Origin of the sequence: Micromonospora sp. ANENR4 (assembly GCF_015354395.1) — a bacterium.
In the GTDB taxonomy this organism is placed as follows: Bacteria; Actinomycetota; Actinomycetes; order Mycobacteriales; family Micromonosporaceae; genus Micromonospora; species Micromonospora aurantiaca.
This window is the reverse complement of record NZ_JADKYQ010000004.1, coordinates 385714-405773: the sequence shown is the minus strand read 5'-3', so window position 1 is coordinate 405773 and position 20060 is coordinate 385714. Positions and strand designations below refer to the sequence as shown.

Annotated in this window: 22 protein-coding genes; 8 read left to right on the top strand and 14 right to left on the bottom strand. The window is 69.2% G+C overall.

Features of this window, described 5'->3' with window-relative positions; all coding sequences use genetic code 11:
- Nucleotides 1–503 precede the first annotated feature (503 nt).
- Together IRY44_RS09855 and IRY44_RS09850 are read right to left on the bottom strand one after the other, a co-directional pair.
- Nucleotides 504–1253 carry a maleylpyruvate isomerase family mycothiol-dependent enzyme gene (locus tag IRY44_RS09855; protein WP_194800117.1) on the bottom strand — a complete coding sequence of 250 codons (750 nt, stop codon included), beginning with the start codon at nt 1251–1253 and terminating at the stop codon, nt 504–506.
- A gap of 238 nt (nt 1254–1491) precedes the next feature.
- Nucleotides 1492–1875, bottom strand: coding sequence for a hypothetical protein (locus IRY44_RS09850; protein ID WP_194800116.1), 384 nt, complete (start codon nt 1873–1875; stop codon nt 1492–1494).
- Between the two features lie 302 nt (nt 1876–2177).
- On the opposite strand from IRY44_RS09850, the gene IRY44_RS09845 reads away from it, so the two are divergent.
- The 5 genes from IRY44_RS09845 to IRY44_RS09825 all read left to right on the top strand — a co-directional run bounded on the left by IRY44_RS09845 (nt 2178) and on the right by IRY44_RS09825 (nt 7019).
- A complete protein-coding gene (locus tag IRY44_RS09845) occupies nt 2178–3425 on the top strand; it encodes a sensor histidine kinase (protein ID WP_194800115.1) in 1248 nt (415 codons plus the stop codon).
- Between the two features lie 49 nt (nt 3426–3474).
- On the top strand, nt 3475–4137 hold the full coding sequence (locus tag IRY44_RS09840) for a response regulator transcription factor (protein ID WP_281600922.1): 663 nt from the start codon (nt 3475–3477) through the stop codon (nt 4135–4137).
- Between the two features lie 257 nt (nt 4138–4394).
- Complete coding sequence (locus IRY44_RS09835) at nt 4395–4952, top strand: nucleotidyltransferase family protein (RefSeq protein WP_228531763.1); 558 nt, start codon at nt 4395–4397, stop codon at nt 4950–4952.
- Between the two features lie 187 nt (nt 4953–5139).
- A complete protein-coding gene (locus tag IRY44_RS09830; protein ID WP_194800113.1) occupies nt 5140–6156 on the top strand; it encodes a DUF1963 domain-containing protein in 1017 nt (338 codons plus the stop codon).
- A gap of 167 nt (nt 6157–6323) precedes the next feature.
- Nucleotides 6324–7019, top strand: coding sequence for a suppressor of fused domain protein (locus IRY44_RS09825; RefSeq protein ID WP_194800112.1), 696 nt, complete (start codon nt 6324–6326; stop codon nt 7017–7019).
- A 64-nt stretch (nt 7020–7083) separates the two neighbouring features.
- Here IRY44_RS09825 and IRY44_RS09820 read toward each other — a convergent pair whose 3' ends face one another.
- Nucleotides 7084–7527 (bottom strand): hypothetical protein, encoded by a 444-nt coding sequence (locus tag IRY44_RS09820; protein ID WP_228531845.1) that lies wholly within the window; start codon nt 7525–7527, stop codon nt 7084–7086.
- A 33-nt stretch (nt 7528–7560) separates the two neighbouring features.
- Between IRY44_RS09820 and IRY44_RS09815 the strand changes: the two genes are divergently transcribed.
- Nucleotides 7561–8145: a GIY-YIG nuclease family protein gene (locus IRY44_RS09815; RefSeq protein ID WP_194800147.1), complete on the top strand. Its 585-nt coding sequence runs from the start codon at nt 7561–7563 to the stop codon at nt 8143–8145.
- A gap of 2 nt (nt 8146–8147) precedes the next feature.
- Here the strand turns inward: IRY44_RS09815 and pyrE are convergent, their stop codons facing one another.
- The 5 genes from pyrE to IRY44_RS09795 form a co-directional block, all read right to left on the bottom strand.
- Nucleotides 8148–8672: an orotate phosphoribosyltransferase gene (gene pyrE / locus IRY44_RS09810; protein ID WP_194800110.1), complete on the bottom strand. Its 525-nt coding sequence runs from the start codon at nt 8670–8672 to the stop codon at nt 8148–8150.
- A 19-nt stretch (nt 8673–8691) separates the two neighbouring features.
- Nucleotides 8692–8865 carry a hypothetical protein gene (locus IRY44_RS09805; RefSeq protein WP_194800109.1) on the bottom strand — a complete coding sequence of 58 codons (174 nt, stop codon included), beginning with the start codon at nt 8863–8865 and terminating at the stop codon, nt 8692–8694.
- Entirely contained in the window at nt 8862–9080 is a 219-nt protein-coding gene (locus tag IRY44_RS31250) for a hypothetical protein (protein ID WP_348651251.1), read from the bottom strand. Before IRY44_RS31250 ends, IRY44_RS09805 begins: the two co-directional genes overlap by 4 nt.
- Complete coding sequence (locus IRY44_RS31245; protein WP_194800146.1) at nt 9077–9496, bottom strand: hypothetical protein; 420 nt, start codon at nt 9494–9496, stop codon at nt 9077–9079. Before IRY44_RS31245 ends, IRY44_RS31250 begins: the two co-directional genes overlap by 4 nt.
- A 245-nt stretch (nt 9497–9741) precedes the next feature.
- Entirely contained in the window at nt 9742–10932 is a 1191-nt protein-coding gene (locus IRY44_RS09795; protein WP_194800108.1) for a helix-turn-helix domain-containing protein, read from the bottom strand.
- A 176-nt stretch (nt 10933–11108) separates the two neighbouring features.
- Here IRY44_RS09795 and IRY44_RS09790 point away from each other — a divergent pair, with 176 nt between their 5' ends.
- Entirely contained in the window at nt 11109–11855 is a 747-nt protein-coding gene (locus IRY44_RS09790; protein WP_194800145.1) for a GntR family transcriptional regulator, read from the top strand.
- Nucleotides 11856–11912: 57 nt separating this feature from the next.
- Complete coding sequence (locus IRY44_RS09785; protein WP_194800107.1) at nt 11913–12497, top strand: HD family hydrolase; 585 nt, start codon at nt 11913–11915, stop codon at nt 12495–12497.
- Nucleotides 12498–12625: 128 nt separating this feature from the next.
- On the opposite strand, the gene IRY44_RS09780 is transcribed toward IRY44_RS09785, so the two are convergent.
- The 6 genes from IRY44_RS09780 to IRY44_RS09755 all read right to left on the bottom strand — a co-directional run bounded on the left by IRY44_RS09780 (nt 12626) and on the right by IRY44_RS09755 (nt 20034).
- Nucleotides 12626–13345 carry a hypothetical protein gene (locus IRY44_RS09780; protein ID WP_194800106.1) on the bottom strand — a complete coding sequence of 240 codons (720 nt, stop codon included), beginning with the start codon at nt 13343–13345 and terminating at the stop codon, nt 12626–12628.
- A 101-nt stretch (nt 13346–13446) separates the two neighbouring features.
- Nucleotides 13447–13959, bottom strand: a complete 513-nt coding sequence (locus tag IRY44_RS09775; protein WP_194800105.1) for a hypothetical protein — start codon at nt 13957–13959, stop codon at nt 13447–13449.
- A 47-nt stretch (nt 13960–14006) separates the two neighbouring features.
- A complete protein-coding gene (gene fxsT, locus IRY44_RS09770) occupies nt 14007–15983 on the bottom strand; it encodes an FxSxx-COOH system tetratricopeptide repeat protein (protein ID WP_194800104.1) in 1977 nt (658 codons plus the stop codon).
- A gap of 195 nt (nt 15984–16178) precedes the next feature.
- Complete coding sequence (locus IRY44_RS30650; RefSeq protein ID WP_228531761.1) at nt 16179–16730, bottom strand: hypothetical protein; 552 nt, start codon at nt 16728–16730, stop codon at nt 16179–16181.
- Nucleotides 16731–16733: 3 nt separating this feature from the next.
- On the bottom strand, nt 16734–18554 hold the full coding sequence (locus IRY44_RS09760; protein ID WP_194800103.1) for an acyl-CoA dehydrogenase: 1821 nt from the start codon (nt 18552–18554) through the stop codon (nt 16734–16736).
- Between the two features lie 16 nt (nt 18555–18570).
- Nucleotides 18571–20034 (bottom strand): 26S protease regulatory subunit, encoded by a 1464-nt coding sequence (locus IRY44_RS09755; protein ID WP_194800102.1) that lies wholly within the window; start codon nt 20032–20034, stop codon nt 18571–18573.
- Nucleotides 20035–20060: the final 26 nt, after the last annotated feature.

Sequence of the window (20060 nt, the reverse complement as noted above, 5' to 3'; positions counted from 1 at the left end):
CTCACACCGGTCGAAGTACCACGCCGCCTGCCGCTTACCCGCCAGGAACTCCCCCTCGGCCCCGTCCGGAGCTTCGCGCGTACGCGAAGCGGGTCGCCCTCGGCCACGCCGCCTGCTCCACGTCCTCGTCCGCCGTCACCGCCACCCGCGCCCGCGCCCAACGCCAGGCGGCGGTACCCGACGTGTCGCAGGCAGGCCGCGCCACCTGGGCGAGCGCAGGCCACCGACTGCCGCTGCCTCCAGCAGCAGGCCGGGCAGCATCTGGGCCATGGCCGGGAAGTTGGAGCGATGGCGGAGTGGCTCACAGCTCTCGTATTGACGTCGAGGCGGCTCCTACCTGCCCGATGGTTTGGCTGAACCCACTGCGTCTGTAATGCAGAGGTCGAACGGCAGCCGGTCGCATCCAGCTTTCCGAACCGCCTGTCTCGCCCATCCGGGTCTGTCGATGAGCGGATGGGAACCACGGTGGGCGGCAACAGGCTGACCTCGCCGGGATGACGGCGTCATTTCCAGGTGATCGTGGCCCGTGCCCGCCAGAGGTCCAGGACGGCCGCGTCCCCGCGTAGTTCGAGGCGTTCAGTCCCGTTCCGGTTCCACAGCAGGAGGTAGAGCTCGGATGCGGGTCCCACGATGGTCAGCTGGGCCGGCATCTCAGCGGCGACCAGGCGGCGCCCGGCCGGCTCGATGTGGAAGGTCCATCCGGCGTCGACGTCAGTGGGCGCCAGGGCCATGCTGCGGGGTGGATCGGCCACCAGACGCCCACCGGGCCGGCCGAAGAAGCCGCTGAGCAGTTCGTCGATGCCGTCAGCGGCGAAGGAGGGATCCCAGGAGGGAACCGTGGAGACAGCCGACTCGGCATCGGCGCGGTGTACTGCGGTCTCGTGAGCCTGGCGACGTGCCCAGAACGCCAGCGGCGAGGGCGCGGGCAGAAACGTCCAGCATTCAACGCTCTCGTCGGCCGCCGTCAGCGTGTCCACGAGTGCGCGGTGGCCCTCCCGAAACCAGTCCAGCAGCTCGTCGTCCTCGACTGCGGCGAAGAACTCCGCCTCCTCGCGAGTGGAGTAAGGCTGACGGCGTCCCGTGATCACGTGGCCCGTGGCCCAGCGATGGACACCGCTGACATGGCGCAGCAGATCACGGACCTGCCAGCCGGGGCAGGTGGGCACGGGTGCGTCCAGGCCCGCCCGGTCCGCCGCCTCTGCCAGTCGGACGCCTTCCTCATCCAGCGCGGCAATGTGCTCGGCGATGCGCATGACCGGAGCGTCCCACGCGCCACCAACCGTCCGCCAGGCGGAAAGGGGCCGGAGCACCCTGGTACTCCCCAGGCAACTCCCGCCGCCGCGTCGCGCACTGCCAGGGCGCGATCGGCATGGCGTCGCAGAACAGTTGGTGGACGGCTGTCGCGCATCAGTCGACGGAGGACAAGCCGTCGGCGTATTGCATTGCCGAATTCCGCTCCATCCGAATCGGCATTTGGTAGGTGGCCCGGGTTCACCTCGTCCGATCACGCGGCGACGCCTTCTTCCCGGGGGCGGGGACAGTGACTCGCCGGAGCAGGACGTGGCAGATCGGGTACAGCAGGGCGCCGTCGAGGTAGTGGCAGAACATCGCGCCGAGGTACGACGGGCCGCCCCAGGCGTTGCGGGTGAAGTTCGGGTCCAGCCCGGCGAAGACCTGCAGTCCGATGCGCCAGGCCATGTACACCTCCAGCAGTACGAGGAAGGCGACGGCCAGGCAGCGCAGCAAAGCCCGAACGCCGGCCCCGGACCGGAATGTGGCTCCGATCCGTGCTGCCATCGGACGTCCGAGCGGCACGAAGACCACTTTCCAGCCGAGCTGGCTGCGGCGGGATGCCACCGCGAACCAGACGGTCACGACCACGAGGACGCCGAGATGCGGCAGCCACGCCTCAGTGCCCGCGATCTGTGGTTCGAGCGTGTCGGATCGGTGGAGGTACCTCGCGACTCCGCTGGCCAGTCCGGCTATCACGGAAACGGTCGCGGTGACGACGGCGGGACGGGACAGCTGCAGCCGGTGGTTTGTCATGACTGGAACATTGCGCCACACCGACCGGCCCGGGCGTCGCTCTCCGGCATGATCCGGGGCCTCCCTCGGAGGCGGCACGGTCATTCTCGCGCATGACGCCTTCGTCGATACGTCTCGCTAGCGTGATCCACATGCGACTGTGCCGGACCGATCTGCCATCGCCCGATCTGCTCGACATCGCTCTGGCCGTCGGGTCGTTCGGACTGTTCACTCTCCCGGTCCTGCTCCGCGGTTCCGGACATGGGCCGACGGCGGCGATCCTGTTCCTCGGCACCGCCGCGGCCGTGCCGCTGGCGGCGCGCCGGGCGGTCCCGATACCGGTGCTCGTGACGGTGTCGCTGGTCCTCGCCGTGGCGGCGCTGGCCGATGTCGGCTTCACGGTGTTCCACAGCAACGCGGGCCCGGCGTTGGGGATCGCGGTGCTGACCGTGGCCGATCGGCTTCCGCGCGAGGTGTCGCTGCGTGCCAGCGTGGCCGCGGTCGGGCTGGTCACCACGGCGGAACTGATCGCGATGCAGTTGCATCCGGCCACCGGGAAGAACGCGATCCAACTGGTTCTCGCCATTCCAGCCTGGTTGGTGGGGTACGCGTTCGGTACCCGTCGACAGGCGGAGCGTCGGCTGCGCGCGGAGACGGCGGAGCGGGCCCGGGAGGCGGAGCGCCGGGTCCGCGCCGAGGAACGGGTCCGGGTGTCGGCGGACGTCCACGACATCGTGTCGCACACGCTGAGCATGATCGCGGTCCGATCGGGCGTGGCACGGGTGGTGCTCGAACAGCGGCCGGAGGAGGCGCGGGCCGCGCTGTCGGCGATCGAGACGGCCAGCCGCAGCGCTTTGGACGAGTTACGAGCGGTGTTGCACTCGTTGCGGGACGCTTCGGGGAATCCGTTGGGCACGGCGGGTGCGCTGACGGCGGGTGCGCTGACGGCCGGCCCGGCCGTCGAACGACCGACACTCGCACACATCCGGTCGCTCGTCGACAATCTCCGCGATGACGGCTACCCGATCACGCTCACACTGTCCGAGACGGCCGGCGCACCACCACCGGTCGAGGAGTCGGCCTACCGGGTCGTGCAGGAGGCGCTGACGAATGTGGTCCGCCACGCCGGCCGGGTGACAACATCCGTCGAGGTCACCAGCGGCCCGGACGGACTCAGCATCTCGGTGCTCAACGCCGCCCCCGTCGCCGGTCCGTCCGGGGCCGGGCCGGGCAGCGGACACGGCCTGGCCGGGATGCGGGACCGTGTCGCGTTGTACGAGGGCACCGTCACGGCCGACCCATGTCCGGACGGTGGTTACGCAGTGCGCGTTCAGTTCCCACTACGATCGACGAGCCGGACGGCACACGCTGACCGCAGCGAGGGGAAGCGCCGTGGCTGAACCGGCGGTCGGCGCCGACGGCACCACCGAGCCGATCCGTGTCCTGGTCGTGGACGACGAGGCGCTGGTACGAGCCGGATTCCGGGTGCTCCTGGAAACCTCACCAGGGCTCACGGTGGCCGGCGAGGCATCCGACGGTGCCGCGGCGGTCCGGCAGAGCCGTGCACTTCGGCCGGACGTCCTGCTCATGGACATCCGCATGCCGGTCATGGACGGCCTCGAAGCCACCCGGCACATCGCCGACGACGACAGCATCGACGCCCGTGTGCTGATCGTCACGACCTTCGGTGAGGACGAGCACGTCTTCGCCGCGCTGCGTGCCGGAGCAAGCGGTTTCGTACTCAAGGACACCCCTCCGGAAGACCTGCTCAGCGCCATCCGCACCATCGCCGGTGGTGAGGCCCTGCTGACCCCACGGGTGACCACCCGACTGGTCGCGGAGTTCGTGCGAAGCACGTCCGGCCGCGCCTTGGCAACCGCGCCGGGAGCGCTCGACGAACTGACCGAGCGCGAACGGGAAGTGCTGGTTCAGGTTGCGGCAGGCCGGTCGAACGCGGAGATCGCCGAACACTTCACCGTCAGCCTCAACACGGTGAAGACCCACGTGAGCCGACTGCTGCTCAAATTGTCGGCCCGTGATCGAGCCCAGCTCGTCGTGTGCGCCTACGAGGTCGGTCTAGTGGTGCCGGGAGGTGAGAGGATGCCGTCGTGATGTGGCAGACCGACACCGTCACTTGAACGGAATCAGTTCCCGGGTGATCCGCAACGACGTGTGGCCAACACACGGAGGATTCACCGTGCAGTACACCGCCCGCCCCCGGGAAGTGGATCCAGTGGGAAGCAATTCGGCGCCGACCGATCGACTACTCGCCGCGCTGATGACTTCGCAGGCTGTATCGGGGCGCGCGCACGTATCTGGGGGAACCATTGCCGCTCGCATTTGAGCCGCGCGGTCCGCAGACGACCGAATTGGCCGAGCTGATCGTGTCGTGTCCGTGGCTACTCAACGTCCTGACGACCGTGCGGGAAGCTGGTCTACCGGACGCGTGGGTAGGGGCGGGTGTCCTGCGGGATCTCGTCTGGGACCAACGGTATGGAGCCGGCTTCAACCCCCGGGACGTTCGGGACGTCGACGTTGCATTCTTCGACGCCAGCGACCTCACCCCGGGCAGCGACGTCGCGGCAACCGAGCTTCTACGACGCCATGATCCGGCGGTCCCGTGGGAGGCGACCAACCAAGCCGCGGTGCACATCTGGTACGAGAGCGTGTTCGGTACGGGTCCAGTCGATGCACTCGGATCCGTGGCCGATGCCGTAGCCACCTGGCCCGAAACCGCTACCTGTGTCGCCGTGCGTCTCGACTCTGCCGAGACACTGCACGTCTGTGTCCCGCGTGGGCTGGAAGACCTGCTCGATGGTGTGTGGCGGCGCAATCCACGAAGGATCACGGTCGAGCTTTCACGAGCGCGTCTCTCGCGCCATGACCCCGGCAGACGCTGGCCGCAAGTCACTGTCGTTCCGCCGTAGCCGCACAGCCATCCGTACAGCCAAGTCGACCCACCAACTCCGATCTTCCTCTAGCCCCAAGCCCGCAGGTTCGAAATCCTGCCGGGTGCACCTCCGCCACCGCAGTTCAGCGGCTTATCAGCTCTGAGGCAAGACGATCACCGCAGCCCTCGTGAGGCCAGGTCAGCCGAAGACGAAACGTCCGGTAATGCCGAAGATCGAATACGGGATGCCTGCCGCCGCCGGTCAAATCAGACCTGTCAGCATGATGTCCGTGGATCACTACGGGCTTTTGCGGCGAGCCGCGACCGACGCGGGCTTCACCGAGACGGAGACGGCGACGTTCGCCGAACTGCTGCGCTTCGCCATCTGGACAAGTCAGCGGTACAACGGCGAGCTCGCGGCGCATTCTCGGGATCTGCCGCCCCAGCGGCCCGCCGACCTGCTCGTCGGCCGGGCCGGCGGCCTGCCGCAGCTCCCGGTCGGCATGCCGTGGCCCACCGACCCGGAGGGCTACCCGCTGCCGTTCATCGCGTCTTTCGACTGTGCCGCGCTGCCGCGGGTCGAGCGCCTGCCGCTACCGTCGGACGGCTCCCTGCTGGTGTTCCTGCATCACGAAGAGGACTACGACGTGTGTGAGCGCAGCGACGAGCAGCAGTACGGGAGGCTGCTGTATGTGCGGGCCGGCACGGAGACCACAGCGCAGCTGCCGGCTGACTACGCTGCCCATCCCTACTACGCGGACCGTGACTTCATCGCTCCCGAGCAGGACCTTTTCGCTGTCGTCCAGGCCGCCCTGCCCTCGTGGTTGACCGCGGAGGATGCGGACCTGTCCGTCTTTCAACAGCAGCTGGCGCGCGACATGCCGCATCGTCGGGAATTGTGTGCCCTGGTCGACCGGCTCTGGCCGGCCGCCGACTTCGCCGCCTTCCAGTTCGGCGGCTACTCGTGGCACACCGGTGGCGTGTCCTACGGCAATCTGTACGACGATCCCGAGCTGGAGATGGCGGAGACGAAGCTTCGAGGCCGCCTGACCGGCATCGACCGCGTCCAGGAAGCCTTCCTCGTGGAACAGGAGTTGCAGCGGGTCCGCCGGGAGTGGCTCCCGTTGGTGCAGTTCGAGACCCGTGACTACGTCTACTTCGGCCGCTTCATGATCCGTGTCGACGACCTCGCCGCCCAGCGGTTCGACCGCGCTGTCTCCTGGACCGAGTTCACCGAGTGAGCGAGGACAGGTGTTGCTCTCCCGGCGGGCGGAGCTCAGGTCCAGTCGTCGGGTGCGTGAGCGCACGTGTCGACGGCGTATGTATCGGCTCGATCCCCGTGCACGCACGTGCCGGTGAGCATGCCCCGGTCGCGCACCCGCTGGGCCTTTGCATAGGCTGCGTCGCCATGGACGAGTCGCGTGGGTCAGGAGTCCTCCGTCATCAGTCGCTGCACGACGGGTTCGTACCGGCGCAAGGGCCGCAGCAGGCCTTCGCCGACGCCATCGACCGACACATTGAGGAACACTTCGGGCCCGTCGAGTTCGTCTACCACGAGATCGCCTCACACCTGGTCGGTGTGCATGTCCATGTCGTGGCCCCGACCGAGGAACGCCCGTACCGGACGCTGATCACTTCAGGGATGAGCGAGCTGCCGATGACGGTCCCGGAGGGCCACGACATCAGCCCGTACGCCGAACTGATGCTCAGCCTGCCGGCAGACTGGCCGCTGACCGATGCAGCCGGTTTCGGCGACGAAACCGGGTGGCCGCTGCGAATCCTCAAGCAGGTAGCTCGGCTGCCGCACGAGTACGGAACCTGGATCGGCGAATGGCATTCCGTGCCGAACGGCGATCCCGCGCAGCCGTACGCTACGGACACCCCGTTCGCCGGAGTCGTCGTCACGCCGATGCTGCGGGTGCCGCCCGAGGCGCGGACGATCGACGTCGACGGCGGCATCCGAATCGCGTTGCTCGCGCTGATCCCTCTGCACCCAGAGGAGATTGCAGTCAAGGTCGAACGCGGTACCGACGCACTCATCGAAGTCCTCGACCGTGGCCGCATCACCGAGTTGCTGGACCCGCGCCGGCCCTCGTACGCCTGACGGCTCGACCGGACGCGCTGACCAAGGTCACGTGCGCGCCTCTGCCGCCGATCGAGCGCCCTGGCTAGGCGTCCTCCTGGTCAAACGGCTTGTCACTCCACCGCCACCACGCCTCGTTGCCATCGATGTGGAGGAGGAACTCAGGAACCTCCTGGCCCTCCGGGTACCGAAGCGTCACGGCGTTTCGGACTGCGTCGTATGCGCGCTCCCATGACTCGACATCCTCATCGATGCCATCGAGCAGCCGCAGTTCCTCGGCGAAGAGCGGCCGGACTTCTGCGAGCCCCTCCCTCGGGTCGACACGAGCGTTAAGCCACGGGAGGTCGCCACCGGTCACCACGAGATCAGCAAGTAACCCGCCGTCGTCGCGCCGATGCAGCGTCCAAGCGCCGCCATGATGATCGCTCACGAGGACGACGTTAGCGACTTCAGCGGATTCCTTGCCGACGTACCCGGCTTCGGCTTCGCCACTGGTCGCACCTCTGCCGGTATCCAGGTAGTCGGGCACCTCCCCCCGATCTCGACCCGCCGAACGCCTAGGATGGTCCCGGTGACCTTCCCCGAACGGCGGCCCGCCGTCGTCCCGACCGACGAAGAACGGGTCGACGCGGCCCTGCGGTTGCTGACCGGCCCGCCGGTCGCACTCGACGTCGCCGTCAAGCGGCTCGCCCGCGGCAGCGGCGTCTACGCCTGGTGGGCCCTGCCCTCGGTCCTTCCCGACCTCCCCGGGCCACCGAACGACACCGACCCGTCGCGGCGGATGATCTATCTCGGCCGGGCGACCAGCCTGCGGGGCCGGATCCTGCGCAACCATCTGAGGCGTTCGGGCAGTTCGACCCTGCGCCGCACACTTGCCGGCCTCCTCGTCTCCGAGGGCTACCGGACCACCTGGACCGACCGCGTCGTCCTGGTCCCCGAGGACGAGGCACGGCTGACCGCCTGGATGCACGAAAATCTGCACCTGACCTGGGCGGAAGACCCCGAGCCGACGATCATCGAGGCCGAACTCGTCCGGCGTCTGCACCCGCCGCTCAACGTCCACGGCGTCGACCCCGCGCACATCCAGGCGGCAGTGGTCGCCGCCAAAAACGCGTACAACGCCAGCAGCGGCCCGGAGCAGCCCTAGCTTTACGCCGTCAGCGATGCTTCCAGATCACGACGGGTGAGGGCGGCGCGGAGGTGCAGCCCCTCGGCCGCCAGGTTCTCCCGCCCGCCCTGCTCGCGGTCGATGGCGCAGACCACCGTCTCCACCTGGGCACCGACGGACCGGAGTTGTCCACACGAGGCCAGGAGCGCGCCTCCCGTGGTCACGACGTCCTCGATCACCACGACCCGCAGACCGCTCACGCGGCCGCCCTCGGCCAGTTTCGCGGTCCCGTACTCCTTGGCCTGCTTGCGCACGAAGACCGTCGGCAGCCCGGTCAGCTGCGACATCACCGTGGCAATCGGAATGCCGCCCATCTCCATCCCCGCCAGCACGTCGCACTCCGGCAGCAGAGCCACCATCGCCTCGGCGACCTCGCGCAGCAGCTCCGGCTTCCCCTCGAACAGGTACTTGTCGAAGTACTCGTCGCTGACCTGCCCGGATCGGAGATGGAACCGGCCGGTGAGATGGCAGGTGTCGTGGACGCGGCGCGCGAGCGGGTGAGTCACCGGCCCAGTCTCGCACCCGTCACACGATCCGTCGGATGCGTACCCTCGGGCGCTCGTTGCGCAGGTGCCGCAGCTTGTGCTGGCGGACCTGCTCCTCCCACACCTCCTGGTCGTACCCCGGATCCGGCGCCGTCCACCGGTGCGACCCGTCGCTGTAGTGGAACTTCTCGTCGCCGGCCCGCAGCACGCTCACCGCACCCACCCCAGGAACCGCCGGTGCAACGTCCCCGCCGGCGCCCAGCTGAGATCCGCAGTCGCTCGCACCAGCTGCGCCCCCAGGTACACCGCCAGCGACACCGGCGCACCCTCGTACTCCGCAAGCAGCTCCCGCCGCCGCGTCGCGCACGGCCACGGCACACCGCACCCCCCGCACGTCCAGACCGGCAGCACCGGCCCGTGGGTGCTCACCCGCGCACCCCCAGGAAGCGGGCGACGCTCGCGCGCGCCTGCCGGCTGGTCGCCCACGCGACCTGCCAGCAGGGGTACGGAGTCAGCCGCGCCCACCACAGCCGACAACCCACGCACATCCCGTCCAGACCCCGTACGTGCACCGCCAGGATCGCCTGTTCAGCGGTGCTCACTGGTCCTCCTGCGACGGCCAGTGACCGCGATTGATCGGTACGCGGTGACGGTTCCGACACGGCAGGTCCGCACCGCAGCGGCACACCCACCGCCACTTCCGCCACGACCAGGCCGGGCGATGCCGGCGTACGAGCGTCGACGCGACGGCGAGGAGGTAGCCCTCGTACGGCAGGCGCGGCTTGGCGGGCGCGGCGACGTCCGCATCCCGGTGCGGCGCTTGCGCTGCCGCCGACTCGCTGGATGCTGTCTGCGCGTGATCGGAATCAGCCAGGCCGAGGATCCTCCGTTTCGCCGCCTCCCATTCGGCCTGCTGCGCTTCCTGGCCTGTCGGGCGCCATCGGTTCCGACCGTCCATCACCACCTCCGTCCGCTCCAGCGCGACGGATCACTTCACCAGGGAGTGCCGTGTCGCGCCCGGCAGGATGAGGCGTTTCCTCACCCGAAAACGGACACTAGGGCCGCATGGTGATGGAGAAATTACCGCTGGTTATGCCGCCAGGCTGATGCCGAGGCGCCCCGCCAGCAGACGCAGCTCGTTCGGCACGGCCCGCCGCTTGGCTCGCTGCGCCGTCGCGACGACCGCGTCCTGGGCGAGCGGGTTGAGGGAGAACGGCACCGGCGCTGCCTGCTCCGCGCGCACGAACGCCGCTATCGCCTCGTTGTCCCGGCGACCGGAATCGGCCAGTGCCCGCCCGAGGTCGAGCCAGTACGACATCTGCCGGATCGATGCCGCCAGCACCTGCGGCCGTACGGTGCGGGACAGCTCGATCACCCGGCCGGGCTCGCCGGACTCGGCCGCGATGGACATCTCCCACAGCGTCACGTTCGTCGGCCCGAATCCGCAGCCGTTGAATCCCATGCCGTCCGTCGGGTCACCGAGGGCCGCCGCTTCCCGGGCGGCCTCGGTCAGATGGTCACGCGCGGCGTCGAGGCGCCCGCTGACTGTCGAGGCCAGAGCCGCCGACAGGTGCAACTGGCCGAGCATCTGCCGGACCCGCTCATCGGAGGCGGCGGACTGAAGCTCCGCGAGCGACCGGTCAGCCGCCCGCGCGGCGAGCGACGCCGACTCGATCGGCAGACTCTGCGCGTACGCGAAGCGGGTCGCGCCCAGCCACGCCGCCTCCGCCACGTCCTCGGCCGCCGTCACCGCCACCCGCGCCGCGTTCAACGCCAGGTGTCGGTACCCGAGGTGCCGCAGGCAGGCCGACGCCTGGTACGCCACCTGCGCGAGCGCCGGGCCGCCCGCCGCGGCAGCCTCCAGCAGCAGGCCGGGCAGCATCTGCGACATGGCCGGGAAGTTCGAGCGGTGGCGAAGCTGCTCACTGCGCGCGATGCCTGCCGCCAACTCTCCCGGGGTACGCGTCGACGGCCGCCGCTCGCCGTCCTCGATCTCGATCAGCGCCGACCAGATCGCCGGCACGCACTCCGCCGCGCGCTCGCGTGCCGGGTCACCCGTCTCGGTGCCCTGACCGAGCAGGTCCGCGACCGTGATCTGCAACGCGGCGGCGACAGCGACCAGGGTGGAGCGCCTGTCAATCGTCTTGCGGCCGGACTCGACCTGAGAGATGTAGGACTGGCTGACCCCGGCGAGCCCGGCGAGAACGGCCTGGCTCATCCCGCCACGGCGCATCCGCCAGTAGCGGATCCGGGCACCGATCGTGTCGGCCTTGCTGGCCATGTCTCGCCTGCCTCCCAGGACGAGGGCTGGGACTTCGGCACCGGCCGGTAAGCCGGCATACCCGTGCGCCAGTGTACGTGGATCGGTGCTCTTGTATTGACGTCGAGACGTCTCCTACCTGCCGCTCCCCTGCGCCCTGTGGTCGACTGGTCGGGCTGACCGGAGGTGCCGCCAACATGCCAACGCCGCCTGCCTACCTGACGATCGCCGCCGACCTACGTGCCGCGATCCTGTCCGGAGAACTCCCCGCTGGAGCCAAGGTGCCGTCCGAGTCCGGCCTGATGCGCCAGTACGAGGTGAGCCGGACCGTCGCCAAGTGGGCCATCGCCGTGCTGAAGGGCGAGGGCATCGTGGAGGGTCGCGCCGGATCCGGCGTGTACGTCCGACACACCACCCGGCTGGTCCGTCATGCCCGAGGCCGCGACGTCCGCTCCGCCGACGGCCCGGCGTCCCCGTTCGCCCGCGACGCGGCCGACGCCGGACAGCACGGCACGTGGGAGCACGAAAGCCGACACGAGCAGGCCGATGAGCGGATTGCCGCCCGGCTCGGCATCGAGCCGGGCGCACCGGTGATGCGGACGTCATACCGCTTCCTCGCCGACGGCGACCCGATACAGCTCTCCGTGTCGTACGAGCCACGTGCCCTCACCAAGGGCACTCCGGTCGAGTGGCCCGAGGACGGAGAGATCAAGGGCGTCGTCGCACGCATGGACACCATCGGCGTACGGGTCGACGAGGTCGTGGAGCGTGTCAGCCATCGATCAGCGACGGCCGAGGAGGTCGAGGCTCTCAACCTGCCGGCCCGCACGTTTGTGCACACCATCGAGCGGACCTATACGGCGAGCGGCACGCCTGTGGAGACGGCCGACATTGTGCTACCGGGCGGGCGATACGACCTCGTCTACCGTCTCCCCATCAACTGACGAGACGGCGGAGGTGACGTGATGTCGACAAGCTCGCCGGATGGGAGGGCGCTTCCGATGACCGACGATCCGCACGCAGGAGCCATGAGCTTCATCTTCGAGGCCGGCGTGCTCAAGCGCGCTGCCCGTACCGGTTGGTGGTTCGCCGGTGTGAAGCACCCCGAGTCGATCGCCGACCACTCGTTCCGCACGGCACTCATCGGCATGATGCTCGCGGCCATGGAGGGCGCCGACCCGGGTCGCGTCTCGATGTTGTGCGTCCTGCACGACACGCAGGAGACCCGGATCACCGACATCCCCCACATCGCCAAGCGCTATCTCACGGCCCCACCCAACACCGCCGTCACCGCCGACCAGGTAGCCGATTGCCCACCCGCCGTTGCCGACGTGATCAACGCTGCCGTCGCAGAGTACGAGGCCGGCGAAACCCTGGAAGCCATCGTGGCCCGCGACGCGGACAAGTTGGAGTGCCTCGTCCAAGCGGTTGAGTACCGGCATCAGGGTGTCGCGGACGTGCAGCGCTGGATCGACAGCTCACGATCTGCGCTCAAGACATCGTCTGCCCATCGTCTCGCCGACGTCGCCCTCACCGGCGCTCCAATGGCATGGTTGAATCCGCCCGCCAGCCCGCCCGTGACGTAGACGTCAGAGGACACCACGGCCCTGTGCGGTGACACCCTGCCCGCACGATGGAACCTGACGTCCGACTGACGGCGTCCGGCACCAAGCCGGCGAACGAGGCTCTGTCGGTGCCAAGCAGGTTCCCCTGACTACCGCTTGATGCCGGCATCGCCAGGTTGAAGCGCGGTGGCGACGAGGCGGAGTTGTTCCGGCGACAGTTCACCTCCGTGACGGCGGTAGGTAGCCGGTCCGAGGCCGACGAGAACGTCGTCCACGTACGTCCATCGGCACGGCCCCCAGTACCTGGGGCTGGTGAGCAGTTCTTCACTGAGCTGACGCCCACCGGACCGGGCGCCGAGGGTGGTCAGGGCTTCCGCTGTCATGTCGACCGCCGTGTCCGGGCGGCTGCTGTCGGCACAGGCCGGAACGAGCAGGAGCAACCGCTCGGCCGGCGTGTGGTCCGGATCCGGCTGCCGCGCTGCGGCGACCACCTCCTGCCATGCGAACGCCGGCCCTCGGAAATGTCCCTCCATCGCGGCGAGGGGGATCGACACGTCGCCGGTGCCGGGGTCGAGCACGTAGTCGACGCCCCCCTCGCCCTCGTAGTTGCGCAGGACGACGTGCAGGCGACAGCCCTCGGCGAGCGGTAGCGAGAACACCGGCCATCGGTCCGGGTCGAGGAATGCGTCGACGATCGGTTCCAGATCGGCTGGATCGACGCCGAACGCGTCCGGTGCCGACGCGGCTCCGCCGACGGTGGCGAGGAAGGTGGGCCAGAACATCGCGTACGACATCAGGTCGGATCCGTCGACCAGCGGCGACCGCAGGATCGGCGGTTCGTAACCGTCCAGGTATCCGGGGATGATCACCTTGCCATCATGGCAGCGCGGTAGCCGCCTGGCGGACCGGTGCCGTTCGGCGCAGTGCCCGACGGGTTCGAGCATCCCGACATGGCGAGTGGATCGGCCTGTCAGAGCTGGCTGCCTGGGCCGAGAATCTCCGGCGGGACATAACCGTCGTGGTCCTTGGGATCACCGGCGTGAAGTCCCGCGTACATCTGGTACGGCAGGAGCAGGACATCAGATGTACGGGCAAGGTCCAGCTCCGTGCTGGGCCCGAACCAGCCGTCCACGAGGGAGTCCTTGACGATCAACGTACACAGGATGACGACTCTGCGACCGTCGACCGCGCAGGCCTGAAGCTCGACGCGTTCCGTGGCGGTCCACCGGTCCCCGCTGGTGAAGCGGTAGTGGAAGTGCACCGCCGGACCCCGCTCGGGTGCCTGGGGGTGGACAGTCGTCTTCCAGGCGGTCACTTCGGCGGTCACCGGGTAGGTCTGGTCTCCTCGGACCACAGTGACCTTCCGGGCCGCCGATCCGGGCTCCGGAGTAGAGGGGCGGTGGTCAGTGCCGCACGCTACGACTGCAGTCGCGACGGGGATGACGAGGATGCCGACGCGGCCGAGGCGGAACCACGAAGTCATGCGAGACATCGTAGACGGGCAGGCCGGCGGACCCGATCCGATAACGGTCAGCCGGACAGTCGCGATCGGGTGTCCACCTCCGCGCCCGACACGATCTGTTCCGCGAGACGTGTCGTCTTCACCGTCTCCGGATGCTCCTGCCCGAGCACCTCGACCCGTTTCCTCACCGTCTCCCGGCAAAGGGTCAGAGCTTCATCGGTGCGACCGGCGGCAAGCAGATCGATCACCACGTCGTAGGCCGAGAGCAGCGTATGGGGATGGTCGTCGCCGAGTACTCTCCGCCGACGCACGTAGGTCTCCTGGTTGAGGGCCAGGCTCTCCTCGTGCCGCCCGAGCGCCCGAAGATCCAGAGCCAGGTTGTGCGCGGTTCCCAGTGTCTCCAGGTGCTCCTCGCCGAAGATCCTCGCCTTCCGCTTCAAGGTGTCCTCGTGCAGGGCACGCGCGTCTCGGGGCTTTCCGAGTTCACGGAGGGTGGACGCGAAGAGATCCGCCGCGTTGAGGGTGAGCAGTTGGTCCTCACCGAAGGCTCGGCGGCTCCGCCTGTACACCTCGACAGCCATGTCCTGACACTCCGCGTACCGTGCCTGCCGCCAGAGGGCGCCGCCCACGGTGTGGCCGGCGGAAAGTGTTTGCCGATCATCAGGTCCGAGGTAGACCTGCCAGTGCTCGTAGAGGGTCGCGGCCAGCTCTCGACCGTGTTCCAGCTCACCACGCTCGGCCAGATACCAGGCCGCCCTATGAGCAGCGGATCGCAGAGATGTTGCCGGGGTCGCGACGAGGTCGCTAGCCAGCAGGTGCGGCATCAGCCGGTCCCAGAGTTCCCACGACGACGTGCTCTTGCTGTCGGCCGGGCAGACGCTCGCCAGGACCTCGTCGGCCCTTCGGCGGATCTCCGGGCGGCGTTCCGCGTCGATGCTTCCACTGATCACCAGTTGCACGAGCCGGTGCAGCAGAATCGATTTCCCGTCCACCCGTGCCAGGCCGTAGCGCGAGATCCAGCCGAGCGTCCGGCGCATCCCCAGCGTCGTCTGCAACTGCGCCGCCAGCGGCTCTGCCAGCACGACGGCGGTTTCTGGCCTGAACAACTCGACGGGGATCGGCTCGGCCGCCATCATCGAACAGATCTCGAGAAGCTGCACGGCCGCCGGGGATTCCTCCTCCAGCCGCCGGAGAGCGGTCACCACCACCTGTGTCAGCGGCGTGGGGTAGGTGGGCAGGCGCCCGTCCTCCAGCAGTTCCCTACCGTTGCGGTCCAACTCCTTGAGATATTCCGTCGCGGACATACCTGTCTCGTTCATGAGGGAGCACGCCTGGGCGACCGCCAGGGGCAGATCTTCCAGACGACTGGCGATGTCGTTCGCCTCAGCGCTGCTCAACGTGGGCGACAGACGCCTCATGAGAGCCACCGATTCGGCCCGCGAGAACGGGTCCAATGCAACCGGATCTCCCATCAACTCCCAAGCGGGATTCCGGGACGTGATGATGACGTGCCCCGGCCCCTGGGGCACCCACTGCGCCAGTGCGGCCGGATCCTCCGCGTTGTCGAAGATGAGCAGCCATCGATCGGTCCGGGAGAACTGGAGCCTCACCTCGCGGAGAGCCGAAGGGATGTCGGCCGCAGTCTTCACCCATCCGGCCGCGACGCCCAGCGACGTCAGCTGGCCGCCGATCATTGACGGCGTCTCCGCGTCGATCCACCAGACCAGGTCGTAGCGCTGCAGTCGACGGTAGGCGTATTCGGTGCTCAGCGTGGTTTTTCCGACGCCGCCGATTCCATGGAGCACCTGGACGACAGTCGGCGTCCGCTCCTCGATGCCGTTCTCGAAAGCGGCGAGTTGAATGTCTCGTCCGACGAAACAGGGGTTACGTGGCGGGAGGTTGTAGACGACTTCGCGGCGCCTATTCGGCGGGTCGGAGTCGGCCACCGCCTTCTGCTCTCCCGAATGGCCGGCCCACGCAGCCAGGGCCGCACCGATGACCGGACATACGAGCGCCGCTACGGTTGCTGAGGTCTGTACGTCCAAGTCGGCCCACACCTGGCACGCCAGCCAGGTCGCGGCCACCAACATTGCGCTGGCACCGGTGGCTACCAGCCACCGCGCGTTTCCTCTCAACCGTTACCCCGCTTTCGAGGAGCGCGCCAACGGTGATCCGTAGAGTTTAGACTTTACACCTTGTCTATGGCTGTGCCGAGCCGCGCTCTCCGCCGAGACGTCCTTTCACGACGCGAACGTCGTCCATTCCCGAGTCGGGATGCAGCCCTCGCTCACGTCCCAGCAGCCCTCTGCCCATGCTTTCGCCACCATCACCGGGCGGCTCAGCACCACATCACCGGCCCGTTGTACCCGCAGCACCAACCCGAGCTGCGACGAACACGGATCGGCGCCCTGCGAGTACCTCAATTCCAGGCTGCGCTCCGCGAGGTGCTCGGTGAAATCGTGCTCCAGCCGTGAGGGCCGCTGTCCCACCAGCCGCAATCCGTCCAGTGTCACCTGCGGTCCGCGAAGGGCGTTGACGGCGACGCCGGCCAAGCTGTTCGACTCGTCGTAATAGGTGGTGACCGCGGGTCCGGTCGGCGCCGCGCCCGCACTCCGCTCAAGCCAGAAATCCGCCCACCTGTCGGAGCAAGCGACACCGAGGACGCCGTGCACAGCAGCCTGCACCTGCTCGTGCGTCATTCCGAACACCAGCGGGCCGACGTGCGCGAACGGTGTGAACGTCCAGCGCAGTCGCTGTTCGTCGGTCAGAACCGCCCAGACGTCGGCTGACAATCCTCAGAACCAGCTTTCGCGCATGTCCAGCGTCGTCCGGTCCAGCCCTTCCAACAGGTCGAACTGCGCCCCCACCTTCGGCAGCTCCCACCTGTAGAAGTACCGCGCCGCCTGCCTCTTTCCCGCCAGGAACTCCCCCTCGGCTCCGTCCGGCGAACCCAACGCCTCCACCACCAGCACCTGCTCCAGCCACATCCACGCGATCACCACGTGCCCGACCGCCTCCAGGTAGACCGAGGCGTTCGCCAGCGCCAGCTCCGGATCGCCCGGAGCCCACAACCGTCGTGTCACCACGGCGATCCGGTCCACCGCCGCGGCGAGCTGACCGGCCAGCTCCGAGGCGAACCCCTCGGCCTTCCACGCCCGGGTCACGGTGCCACGGATGGTCTCCAGCAGCAGTTCCAGCGCGGCGCCGTCGCGCATGGTGACCTTGCGGCCGAGCAGGTCGAGGGCCTGGATGCCGTGGGTGCCCTCGTGGATGGCGTTGAGCCGGTTGTCCCGCCAGTGCTGCTCGACGTCGTAGTCGCGGGTGTAGCCGTACCCGCCGTGCACCTGGATGGCCAGGTCGTTGGCGGCCAGGCACCACTGCGCCGGCCAGCTCTTGGTGATCGGGGTGAGCAGGTCCAGCAGCAGTTGCGCCCGTTCGCGGTCGGCCTCGGCGGGCGCGGTCTTCTGCTCGTCGAGCAGCCGTCCGCAGTAGAGCACCAGCGCGAGCGCGCCCTCCACGTAGCTCTTCTGGGCCAGCAGCATCCGGCGTACGTCGGGGTGGGCGACGATCGGCACCTGCGGCGTGGTGGGGTCCTTGTCGGCGACCGGGCGGCCCTGCGGGCGCTGCCGGGCGTACGCGACGGACTTCAGGTACGCGGTGTAGCCGAGCGCGGTGGCGCCGGCCCCGATGCCGATGCGCGCCTCGTTCATCATGTGGAACATCACCGCGAGCCCCTGGTGCGGTTGTCCCACCAGGTAGCCGACCGCCCCGACCCGCCCGTACGGCCGGTGCACGCCCTCACCGAAGTTCAGCAGCGTGTTGGTGGTGCCGCGGTAGCCGAGCTTGTGGTTGAGGCCGACCAGCACCACGTCGTTGCGCGGCCCGAGGTTGCCGTCGTCGTCGAGCAGCACCTTCGGCACGATGAACAGCGACAGCCCCTTCACGCCGGGCGGCGCGCCGGGGATGCGGGCCAGCACCAGGTGGACGATGTTCTCGGCGAGTTCGTGGTCACCGCCGGAGATCCACATCTTGGTGCCGACGATCCGGTACGTGCCGTCGTCCTGCGGCTCGGCCCGCGTGGTCAGGTCGGTCAGGGAGCTGCCGGCCTGCGGTTCGGACAGGCACATGGTGCCGAAGAACCGTCCCTCGACCATCGGGCGTACCCAGGTGTCGATCTGCTCGGCGCTGCCGTGGGCGAGCAGCAGGTTGGCATTGCCGAGGGTGAGCATCGGGTACGCCGACGTGCCGACGTTGGCGGCCTGGAACCAGGCGAAGGCGGCCGCGGCCACCGTGTGCGGCAGTTGCAGCCCGCCGACCGACTCGTCCATGGTGGCGGCGAGCAGCCCGGTCTCGGCGAACGCCTCCAGGGCGGCCTTCACCTGCGGGATGGTACGCACGCGCTGCCCGTCGAACGTGGGCTCGCCGGTGTCGGCGGCCCGGTTGTGCGGGGCGAAGCGTTCGGCGGCGACCCGGGCGGCGAGGTCGAGCACCTCGTCGACTGTTTCCCGGGTGTGCTCGGCGTAGCGGGGGCGTTCGGTCAGCCGGGTCACGTCCAGCCAGTCGTGCAGCAGGAACGCGAGGTCGCGGCGGGACAGCAGCAGATCGGACGAGGACAACGTGGACTCCTTCCGGTCAGCCGCGGCGCAACCCGGCGACGGCCTCCCGCAGGTCATCCTGACCGATCGGAGCCGGTGGCGCACCCTCCGCCGCCTCCCGGAGTGCCTTGGCGAGTTGCACCCGGCGCAGCGCCTCCCGCAGGTCCGCGCCGGTCAGCCCGGCCGTGTCGGCGGCGAGGGCGGCCGGGTCGAGGTCGTCGGCGAACATTGTGAAGCCGGGCCGTTCGTGCCGGTCGATCAGCTCGCGGATCATCTTGGTGAGGATCTCCGCGCGTCCGGTCTCGTCCGGTGCCGGGATGGCGATCTTCAGGTCGAACCGGCCGGAGCGGATCAGCGAGGCGTCGACGCGGTGCGGGAAGTTGGTGGTGGCGACCACGATGACGTCGGGGTTCTCCTCGAACAGCGTGTTCATCTCCTGCTTGAAGATGCCCGCGACGGCGTTGACGGCCTGGCTGGCCGCGTCGCCGCCGGCACCGGCGTAGCTGATGATCGAGTCGAACTCGTCGAACAGCATGACTGTGGGCCGCCGGTAGCGGCGTGCCTCCCGGAAGATGCGCTTGATGTTGCGTTCCGAGCCGCCGAGGTACTTGTCCAGGATCTCCGGGGTACGGATCTCCACGAAGTCCGCGCCGACCTCGTTGGCCAGCGCCCGGGCCAGCATGGTCTTGCCGGTACCGGGCGGCCCGTACATCAGGATGCCCTGCGGCCGGCGCGCACCCCAGCGGGCCATCGCCGCCGGGTGCCGGAACGACACCGCCACCTCGCGGAACCGCGCGACCACGTCGGGCAGGCCGCCGACCTGGTCGAGGGTCACCGTCGCGCTGCGCGGCCCCGCCGCCGCCGTCACCGGTCGCCGCCCCACAAGATACGTCCGGCCGCGCAGCACCGTCGGCTCGTCGCTGTCGCCGGACAACTCGCGTACGGCCTGGAGCAGCAGGCCGACCATCGCCGTCAGGTGCGCCGGACCCACCTCGGCGCTTGGTACGTCGGCGCGGATGCGTACCGTGCCGTTGTCCTGGTCGACGCGGGGCCGCAGCCCGGCTTCGCGGGCCACGCGCAGCACCTCCCGGCCGGCCTCGTCGCCGGGCGGCGCGGCGAGCGTGGCGACCGGTCGCGGCCAGATGCGCCGGCCGGCCTCCGCGGCGATCCGGCCCACCGCGGCGGCCGGGCCGTCGCCGCCGCGCGCGGCCAGCCGCTCGGCGAGCAGCACGCCGACGGGCCCGGCCAGACCGAGGGCGATCAGGCCCGCCGGGGTGCTCTCCACCCGCAGGTACGCCTCGAAGCGGTGCACCGGCGGCTCGGCTGCGGTGTCGGCGCGCACGGTGCAGCGGACCTCCCGCACCGGGGCCGGGAAGTCGCCGTCGACGAGCAGCTCCACCGGCCCGTCGACGGCGGCGGCGAGCAGCCCGGCCGCGTCGGCGATGCGCACCTCGGCGCCGAACAGCGGCACCGTCTCCTCATCCGGCCGTACCTCGGTCATCGGCAGCCCTCTCCTCGCGGCGGCGT

Coding starts and splice junctions, on each gene's coding strand:
- IRY44_RS09755 (WP_194800102.1), bottom strand. CDS start 20,034: ATGACCGAGGTACGGCCGGATGAGGAGACGGTGCCGCTGTTCGGCGCC.
- IRY44_RS09815 (WP_194800147.1), top strand. CDS start 7,561: ATGGTCCCGGTGACCTTCCCCGAACGGCGGCCCGCCGTCGTCCCGACC.
- IRY44_RS09855 (WP_194800117.1), bottom strand. CDS start 1,253: ATGCGCATCGCCGAGCACATTGCCGCGCTGGATGAGGAAGGCGTCCGA.
- IRY44_RS09825 (WP_194800112.1), top strand. CDS start 6,324: ATGGACGAGTCGCGTGGGTCAGGAGTCCTCCGTCATCAGTCGCTGCAC.
- IRY44_RS09790 (WP_194800145.1), top strand. CDS start 11,109: ATGCCAACGCCGCCTGCCTACCTGACGATCGCCGCCGACCTACGTGCC.
- IRY44_RS09775 (WP_194800105.1), bottom strand. CDS start 13,959: ATGACTTCGTGGTTCCGCCTCGGCCGCGTCGGCATCCTCGTCATCCCC.
- IRY44_RS09830 (WP_194800113.1), top strand. CDS start 5,140: ATGCCGAAGATCGAATACGGGATGCCTGCCGCCGCCGGTCAAATCAGA.
- IRY44_RS09795 (WP_194800108.1), bottom strand. CDS start 10,932: ATGGCCAGCAAGGCCGACACGATCGGTGCCCGGATCCGCTACTGGCGG.
- IRY44_RS09845 (WP_194800115.1), top strand. CDS start 2,178: ATGCGACTGTGCCGGACCGATCTGCCATCGCCCGATCTGCTCGACATC.
- IRY44_RS09785 (WP_194800107.1), top strand. CDS start 11,913: ATGACCGACGATCCGCACGCAGGAGCCATGAGCTTCATCTTCGAGGCC.